Consider the following 8,889-nt stretch of genomic DNA (forward strand, 5'->3'; position numbering starts at 1 on the left):
TATGGTAAGTATTCAGGCGTTTCTCGCCCTTGCCGTCATCCTCTTCCTGATGGGGGTTCTTGGGGTTATTTCACGACGCAATGTGTTTACGGTTTTTATGTCCATTGAATTGATGCTGAATGCAGGCAATCTGGCGTTCATCTCTCTCAGCCGTTTCTGGCACGGGATGGATGGTCACGTGATGGCGATCATCATTATGGCGGTTGCCGCAGCAGAAGCGGCGTTGGCACTCGCTGTGGTCATCTTAATGTACCGCAATAAAGGCTCACTCGACATCGACTTCTTCCGCGTTTTACGCGGGTGATGTAGCAACGACAGGAAGGTAGAACACATGCAGAATCAATCAGCACTGCTTGGCCTGATTCCACTGTTCCCCCTGATCGGGGCAACGGTCATTGGGCTGCTTTACATGGTCACCTGCAAGAAAACCAAACTGCCAAATGGCCTTTACGGCTTATTGGCAGTCGCAGGGCCCGCCGCAAGTTTTGTTGTGGCGCTTATGGTTTTTATGGAGCTTCTGGCGCTGCCAGAGGATGCTCGCGTCATCACGTATACGGCGTTTGAATGGATGAGCGTTGGCTCGCTGACGCTGGATATCGGATTTCTTGCCGACACCCTTTCGGGGATGATGATTCTTTTTGTCACCTTTATCGGAACCCTGATTCACGTCTACTCGACGGGTTACATGGCGCAGGATAAAGAATTCGGGAAATTCTTTGCGTACCTGAACCTCTTCATGGGGAGCATGTTAATCCTTGTACTTGCTGATAACCCAGTTCTGCTCTTTGTTGGCTGGGAAGGGGTTGGACTCTGTTCATATCTCCTGATTAGCTTCTACTACAGCGAAGCAGAAAACGTGGTTGCTGGGAACAAGGCATTTATCGTCAACCGTGTGGGTGACTTTGGTTTCCTGCTTGGGATGATTTTACTCTTCTGGGCGATCGGCGAAAATGGCTTCTCGTTCTTGGCACTCTCTGAAAATGCCAGTAGCTTGACACCGACTCTCACGCTTGCCGTCTGTTTGCTCCTCTTTGTGGGTGCAACCGGGAAATCGGCGCAGATTCCCTTGTATGTTTGGCTACCAGATGCGATGGCTGGCCCGACGCCAGTATCGGCACTGATCCACGCGGCGACGATGGTTACCGCGGGTGTCTACATGGTCGCACGCTTCTCTTTCCTCTACAGCGCGGCACCGATTGCCGGTGAAGTGATTGCGTGGATTGGGATTTGTACCGCTTTGGTAGCGGCAACGATTGCTACGCAGCAAAGTGATATCAAGAAAATTCTCGCGTACTCAACGGTTTCTCAGCTTGGCTACATGTTTGTGGCGGTGGGCTTAGGTGCGTATTCGGCGGGGATTTTCCACGTCACAACCCATGCGTTCTTTAAGGCACTCTTGTTCCTTGGCGCTGGTGCGGTCATTTATGCCCTGCACCATGAACAAAACGTCTGGAAAATGGGCGGCCTGAGATCAAAGCTACCAATTACCTACATCACCATGCTGATCGGTACGATTGCTATTGCCGGTATCCCACCGTTTTCCGGCTTTTTCAGTAAGGATGAAATCCTGCTGGCGGCCTTCCTACAAGGTCAATATGTGATTTGGATTATGGGGATGGGGACGGCTGGTCTGACTGCCTACTATATGTTCCGCATGTTCTTCTTAACTTTCCACGGGAATCCACGCGACCACCATGCCTACAATCATGCGCATGAAGCACCGTTCAATATGACGGGTGTGCTCATTGTGCTGGCTATCGGCGCGGCGATTGCTGGTTTCTTTGGCGTACCGGTTGTCCTTGGCGGCAATGCTTGGTTCCAAAACTGGATTGGCGAATCGGCACCAACGGTGGAAATGGCACACATTTCCCACGCGGCGGAATATGCCCTGATGGCCGCCAGTGTTGGCGTGGCATTGGTCGGGATCTTTGTCGCATGGAAGCTCTTTGGCAAAGGGGCAACCGAACCAGTGGTCGATACTACTGTGGTGCGCATCCTCAAACAAAAGTACTACGTCGACGAGCTGTACGACTTTGTGTTTGTCAAGTCACTCCATGTTCTCAGTACGTTTGTCGCGAAGGTGCTTGATAACCTGATCATTGATGGTGCCGTTCGCAACACGCGCCGGCTCTATCGTGGGATTGGCAATGTGTTTGCCATCACCCAGTGTGGCCGGGCTCGCGCCTATGCTGCCTACATGGTAGTGGGGATTGCCGTTTTGTGCATCACCATGGCGAAACTGGTGTAAGGGGGAATGATGTTTGACTCCATGTTATCTATTCTAATTTTTCTGCCAATTGTGGCTGGTGCACTGGTACTGATTGCACCGCTTTCACCCAGTGTCGCCCGCAGCATCGGCTTTGCCGTTTCGCTCATCGTGCTTGCCCTTGGGATCATGACGTATCAAGGATTTCAGTCAACAGGCGGATACGAGTTTGTTGAGAGCTACTACTGGATCAAGAGCTATGGCATCAGCTATACGCTTGGCATTGATGGCATCAGTTTGATGATCCTCATGCTGGTCGCTTTGCTTTTCCCAGTAGCATTCTTGCTCCTGTGGAACGATAAAAGCAAAGGGTACTGGGGCAACATGCTTCTCGTGCAAGGGGCGATGGTCGGAACGCTGAGTTCACTTGACCTGATTCTCTTCTATGTGTTCTGGGAAGTAATGCTGATTCCGATTTTCTTTATGATTGGTCTGTATGGCGGCGCGAATCGCTACGCGGCTGCGGTGAAGATTACGGTCTACACCATGGTAGGATCGCTCTTTATGTTCGTAGCGATTCTGTACCTTGCGTACAGTTTCCAGACCGTTAGCGGCGTATGGAGCTTTGCGCTGGAAGACCTCACGAGCGTGAGCCTGACTGGCAAGGAAGCGTTCTGGGTATTTGCTGCCTTCATGCTGGCATTTGCGATTAAAATTCCACTGTTTCCGCTCCATACGTGGTTACCTGATGCGTATACCGAAGCGCCAACCGGAGCAACATTCATCCTCTCTGCCATCATGGCGAAGCTCGGAATCTATGCGGTTATCCGTTTCGTGATGCCTGTTTATCCGCAAGAGTACTTGATGTATGCGACTCCGCTGATCGTGCTTGGCTTAATCGGCATGGTGTACTGTGGAATCGCGGCGATCAAACAACAAGATGTGAAACGGATGCTGGCCTATTCTTCGGCATCACACCTTGGGATTATTGCGGTCGGTATCTTTGCACTGAATACCGAAGCGATGGTCGGAAGCGTCTATCAGATCGTTGCTCATGCGATGGCAACGGGTGTACTCTTCTTGCTCGTCGGTTTGCTGGAAGAACGTCTCGGAACACGCAATATCGATTCGCTGGGCGGTATCGCAAAAGTCGCTCCGGTGTACGCAACTTTCTTCGCGGTTGCGATGCTGGCAAGTTGCGGTCTGCCGGGTACCAACGGCTTTATCGGTGAATTCCTGATCATTCTTGGTACGTTCAAATACCACTGGTTGCTTGGCACTATCGCCGCTACATCCGTCTTAGTCGGCGTGGCGTATATGCTCTGGATGTATCAGCGCGTTATCTTCCAGAAAACCAACGATCTCACCGTAAAATTTGCCGATCTGAACGGTCGCGAAATCATCGGTATTGCACCAGTATTACTCCTGATTATTTATATGGGTATTCATCCGCAGCCCTTCTTGAAAAAGATTGAGCCAAGTGTGGAACGTTACATCAGCCAGATATCGCAACCCCAATCGGTGTTTGTGGCTGAGCACAGTGTCGTGAAAGGGGGGCAACGCTAATGTGGGTCGATAACTTTATCCTGCTTGTGCCCGCGATTATTGTTTTTGTTGGTGCGTCTGCTTTAATGCTGGTAAGCGCAACAAAAAACTTTGGCCTTATGACATCCGCTATTGTGGCCAACGTTTTCTTAGGTGTGGCCGCGTTAGTGCAGTTTTTCCAAATGGGAAGCCTCTACAGTGTTGGCGCTGAGGGTGGTCTGTTTCATGGAATGTTTATTGCCGACACCTTCTCCGGCTTTGTCTGCCTGATTGTGATTGTGTGCGGTATGGTGACAAATTCTATGTCGACATCCTATTTCGCTACGAACAACTTTCACCGTCTCGAGTACAACGCACTGGTACTCTTCGCTGTTTTTGGCATGATGCTTATGTCAATGGCAGGTGAGCTGGTCACGATCTTCGTTGTACTTGAGATTATGTCGCTTTCTGTCTACGTGCTCATCGGGATGAATCGTACGAATAGCAACGCGACGGAAGCCGTCTTTAAGTACCTCATGCTCGGTGCGTTTGCAGGAGCGTTCTTTGTGATGGGCGCAGCCTTCATCTACGGCGCAACCGGAACCACTGTTATTTCTGAGATCAGCACGTATGTAAGCGCTCATGCGGGTGAGTCAATGCCATTCTTAGTGGCAGGAATTACGCTCATTTTGATCGCGCTCTTCTTTAAAGTCGCTGCCTTCCCAATGCATGCGTGGACACCAGATGTGTATGATGGCGCGGCAATGCCGGTGACGGGTTTCATGGCAACCGGGGTCAAAGCAGCTAGCTTTGCGGTTATGCTCCGCCTCTTTATGGTCGACTTCCTCGATGTTCAGGAAATCTGGGTCGGGCCGGTTTCGGTGGTCGCGATCTTGACCCTCTTCGCGGGGAACTTCCTCGCGATGGCGCAAGACAACGTCAAGCGGATGCTGGCGGCTTCTGGTATCGTTCACAGCGGATATCTGCTGATCGGTATCGCATCACTCAGCATGACGGGCAACGCTGCCGCCTCTGTGCTGTTCTACCTTGCAGCCTATGCCATTGGCTCGCTCGGCGTGTTTGCGGCTCTGAGCTATCTGACTGGTCAAGGCGAAAAGCGGATCACTTTTGATGACTTCAATGGACTTGCAAAAAAGCATCCATTTGTCGCCGCAGTGATTGCGCTCTTTATGCTCTCTTTTGTCGGCTTCCCGCCGACCATTGGCTTTATTGCAAAGTTCTACCTCTTCACCAGCGCGGTTGAAGCAGGGAACATCTGGTTGGCGGTATTCGGCATTATCAGCAGTGTAGTATCCATATACTACTACCTGCGCCTGATCGTGGCCATGTACTTCAAGCCAGCAACTGAAGAGTTTGATGTTTGCGCGTGCACCTCCTGCGCAAAGTATGCTTCAGGTATTATGGCGTTTGCTACCATCTGGGGTGGCATCGGCACAATGACGCTGGTGATTTTCCCAAGCGCTACCACGCTCATGGCATCGGCAATACTGGGGATTCAGTCACTGTTCTAGTCGCATAATCGATTCTCTACTTTGTGCCCCCCTTGTTGAACGGCAAGGGGGGCGTTTAGAGAAAAAATCAAATCTCATTGCATCAAAAAAGTAAATAGAGTAAGGTTCGCCACAGAAGTCATATGCCATTCAGGCAAGTGCGGTGGGGAATGCGATGTTACACTCACAGCAAATAAAGCGGATTGCACATATAATATCTTTTCTGCTCATGTTTACGACCGCAAACGTGAGCGTAGCCGTAGAAGTTTTGTCGCCGCAAAAAAATATTCTCATCATCTACTCATTTAATGATACCAACCATTGGGACCATGCTATACGACTTGGACTGATGGAAGTTTTGCATGACACCATTCCACTGATCAATCTCTTTGACGAAAATCTGGACGCCGCACGTTTTCCTACGGAGGCGCATCGAGAAAAATTCCGGCGCTACATCAGTGAAAAATACGCAGATATCAGGCTTGATGCTATAGTTTCTATGTCTGAACCAGCATCATTATTTTTAATGACACTCGATAAAGATTTCCTTTCGGTCCCTTTGTTGATGATCGATCCCAGTGTAATGTTCCGGGAAGACTTTCAATGCGAAGAGCATACCCACATTTTCTCATATGGCTCCAATGTGTACGGCGCAGTACGTGATGTACTAGAGCGATTTCAGCCTCGCACGCTGTATATCGTTGGCGAAACACTCTCTCAAAGTGGAGCGGAGAGAGTTGCTCAACTCCAACGCGCAGAACTTTCAAAAGTCAAGAATGGGAACCTCCATTTTCTTCTGAATCTTGAAGTGGATGAGCTAGTTGAAGCTATTCACAGAATTTCCGCAGAAGATGCAATTTTTTACCTTCCGCTCACACATACACCATCGGGACGAGACCTTGATCCCTATCGGGTAGCACAGAGAATTGCTGGGATAGCTCAAGCGCCGACCTTTAGTCACTGGGATTCACTTCTGGGAAGTGGCATTATAGGCGGATACATGTTAAGCAGCAAACACGTTGGGCGCATCGCAGCTCAGGGTATAATGGAGCTTGCCACTGGCCAGTCCGACACGATTCTTGCCAACCCAGACGGGATCTTTGTCCGCGCATACGACGCGCGTGTACTTGAACGGTTTGGGCTTACGGCAGAGCATCTCCCTGCTGATGCAGAAATTCGGTTCTACACTATTCCTCAATGGAAAGAGCACCTTGGTCTACTCGTGAGCGGAGCGGTCTTATTTGTGGGGTTAACGGTAATGTTAGTTATCACCGGCCGCTCCCTTACAAAAGTTTCCGCATCGCGCAATGCCCTTCATGATACGCAACAAAAACTTGAACAAAGCCATGCCGTGCTCGAACGACGTGTTGCCGAGCGCACAGAACGTTTACAATTGGCTCGACGTGAAGCTGTGGCCGCAAATAAAGCAAAAAGCGAGTTCCTTGCCAATATGAGCCACGAGTTGCGCACCCCGATGAACGCGATTATCGGACTTTCACAGCTTGCACTCCAGACGGGATTAAATGAAAAACAGAAAAACTACATCCAGAAAGTACATCTTGCCGCTACGTCGTTATTGGGAATACTGAATGACATTCTCGATTTTTCGAAGATAGAAGCAGGCAAGCTGGAAATCGAAAATGTCCCCTTTCGCCTTGAAGAAGTGTTCGATTCACTCACCAATATTATTACGTTAAAGGCACAAGAAAAAGGGATCGAGCTTCTCTTTGACCTACCATCTACTTTGCCAGTGTCGTTAATTGGCGATCCAATGCGATTGCGCCAAATACTTGTAAATTTATCGATGAACGCCATCAAGTTCACCGATCATGGAGAGGTAGTGATAGGCGTAGCTGTCGAGGAAGAAGAAGCAGCGTATGTGCGACTACGCTTCATCGTGCGCGATACGGGAGTTGGAATCAGCAAAGAACAGCAAGCCAAACTCTTCCAATCCTTTATTCAGGGAGATAATTCGACAACGCGTCGTTTCGGCGGGACGGGGCTTGGATTAGTGATCTCCTTGAAACTCACGAAAATGATGCAGGGTGACATTTGGCTTGAAAGCGATGAAGGGAGGGGGAGTACGTTCTCTTTTACCGCTGTCTTCGAAAAACAAAAACTAGGTTCGGTCGAAACGCCATCTTTAGCGCAGGAGATCGGTTCACTCTCTATATTGGTAGTAGAAGATAATGCAACATCGATGGATATTCTGACGAACCTTCTCACAGGCTTTGGATTCCGAGTAGATCAAGCCCCGAACGGGGCAACTGCTCTTATTCTGGTTCAAGAGCGAGCCGATACATCGAAGTACGATCTCATATTGCTTGATGCGGATCTGCACGATATTGGAGGGAACGAGGTTGTACGTGCTTTGGCAAGCAACATTGCATTGCATGAAAAAACGAAATATATCCTAATGATGCCAAGTGGGTGCGCGGAAACCATGCTAGCGTTTGATAACGTCGCAATATCCGCGTGCTTGCATAAGCCATTTACTCCTTCAAGCTTGCTGGAAGCAATAATGATTGCCATGGGAAAAGCGGAACTCATTACCCGGTATGTGGAAAGTGAATACGAAAGCATGCAGAGCGCGGTTGAAAAGCTTATTGGTGCGCGAATACTCCTCGTGGAAGACAACGAGTTAAATCGTGCGCTGGCGATTGACGTTCTTGGTAATAATGGCATCGCTGTTGTCGTCGCTAACCACGGGCGGGAAGCACTTGATATTTTGGCGGAAGATGCCGATTTTGACGGCATTCTAATGGATTGCCAGATGCCTATAATGGATGGGTATGCTGCGACGCAGGCAATACGACAGCAACTCCGATTTGCCGAACTTCCGATTATTGCAATGACGGCAAACGTTATGGCTGGCGATCAGGAAAAGACACTTGCAGCGGGAATGAATGATCATATCGGCAAACCGCTGAACCTCCGCGATATGTTTACTAAAATGGCGCGTTGGATTGTTCCAGCTCCGCATCGACAAGTAATAACACCAATACACCATACCACGGTGCCAGCAAATGACAGCGCCGCTCTCGACAACTTACCTGGCGTTGATGTACGTCAAGGGTTGCGCACAACACAGAACAATATGGCGCTCTACCAGAAACTTCTCCAAGTGTTTAAGAGAAACCAGTCTGATTTCATTGATCAGTTCCGCAATGCGATCGATCAAGAAGAAGCCACTCGCTTGGCACACACTCTGCGTGGCGCGGCAGGAAATATAGGCGCATTGCCGTTATATACTGCTGCAGGGGAACTGGAAAAAGCTGCTGCACGTGGAAATAGCACACAGATTGCTACTGCACTTGATTCTGTAATGGAGCACCTTGACCCACTTCTCTGTGCTATTCAGAGTCAAGAAACCGCAACAATAAACGGGGATTTAACTACACATTCAATAACAAGAAGCACAGCGCAGCTCATCGAACATTTACAAATACTGGCAGGCAAACTTGCGAATGATGATATTGAAGCGATGAACCTTTTTGAGCAGCTTGGCAACGCTTCGGTGGTATTTGCCGATATTCAGGAAGAAATTAACGCATTGGCCGAGTCGATTCAGGCGTGCGATTTCGAAACTGCATACGCTCAGACGATGACGATCATTGAATATTTCACCAGCTCTGACCAGCACTAAAT

At 49.4% G+C, this 8,889-nt stretch carries 5 protein-coding genes; all 5 read left to right on the top strand.

Features of this window, described 5'->3' with window-relative positions:
• Position 1: 1 nt before the first annotated feature.
• The 5 genes from nuoK to P304_RS13990 all read left to right on the top strand — a co-directional run bounded on the left by nuoK (position 2) and on the right by P304_RS13990 (position 8,887).
• Positions 2–304 carry an NADH-quinone oxidoreductase subunit NuoK gene (gene nuoK, locus P304_RS0104320; protein WP_051321397.1) on the top strand — a complete coding sequence of 101 codons (303 nt, stop codon included), beginning with the start codon at positions 2–4 and terminating at the stop codon, positions 302–304.
• A 27-nt stretch (positions 305–331) separates the two neighbouring features.
• Positions 332–2,248: an NADH-quinone oxidoreductase subunit L gene (gene nuoL / locus P304_RS0104325; RefSeq protein ID WP_027389545.1), complete on the top strand. Its 1,917-nt coding sequence runs from the start codon at positions 332–334 to the stop codon at positions 2,246–2,248.
• A 9-nt stretch (positions 2,249–2,257) separates the two neighbouring features.
• The gene (locus P304_RS13980; protein ID WP_034764148.1) at positions 2,258–3,772 is read left to right on the top strand and encodes a complex I subunit 4 family protein; all 1,515 of its coding nucleotides are present in this window, start codon (positions 2,258–2,260) and stop codon (positions 3,770–3,772) included.
• The gene (locus P304_RS13985; RefSeq protein WP_034764151.1) at positions 3,772–5,262 is read left to right on the top strand and encodes an NADH-quinone oxidoreductase subunit N; all 1,491 of its coding nucleotides are present in this window, start codon (positions 3,772–3,774) and stop codon (positions 5,260–5,262) included. The genes P304_RS13980 and P304_RS13985 overlap by 1 nt, the downstream gene beginning before the upstream one ends.
• 208 nt (positions 5,263–5,470) lie before the next feature.
• The gene (locus P304_RS13990) at positions 5,471–8,887 is read left to right on the top strand and encodes a response regulator (protein WP_160165009.1); all 3,417 of its coding nucleotides are present in this window, start codon (positions 5,471–5,473) and stop codon (positions 8,885–8,887) included.
• Positions 8,888–8,889 lie beyond the last annotated feature (2 nt).

Origin of the sequence: Chrysiogenes arsenatis DSM 11915, assembly GCF_000469585.1 — a bacterium.
GTDB lineage: Bacteria > Chrysiogenota > Chrysiogenetes > Chrysiogenales > Chrysiogenaceae > Chrysiogenes > Chrysiogenes arsenatis.

Coding starts and splice junctions, on each gene's coding strand:
- nuoK (WP_051321397.1), top strand. CDS start 2: ATGGTAAGTATTCAGGCGTTTCTCGCCCTTGCCGTCATCCTCTTCCTG.
- P304_RS13990 (WP_160165009.1), top strand. CDS start 5,471: ATGTTTACGACCGCAAACGTGAGCGTAGCCGTAGAAGTTTTGTCGCCG.
- P304_RS13985 (WP_034764151.1), top strand. CDS start 3,772: ATGTGGGTCGATAACTTTATCCTGCTTGTGCCCGCGATTATTGTTTTT.
- P304_RS13980 (WP_034764148.1), top strand. CDS start 2,258: ATGTTTGACTCCATGTTATCTATTCTAATTTTTCTGCCAATTGTGGCT.
- nuoL (WP_027389545.1), top strand. CDS start 332: ATGCAGAATCAATCAGCACTGCTTGGCCTGATTCCACTGTTCCCCCTG.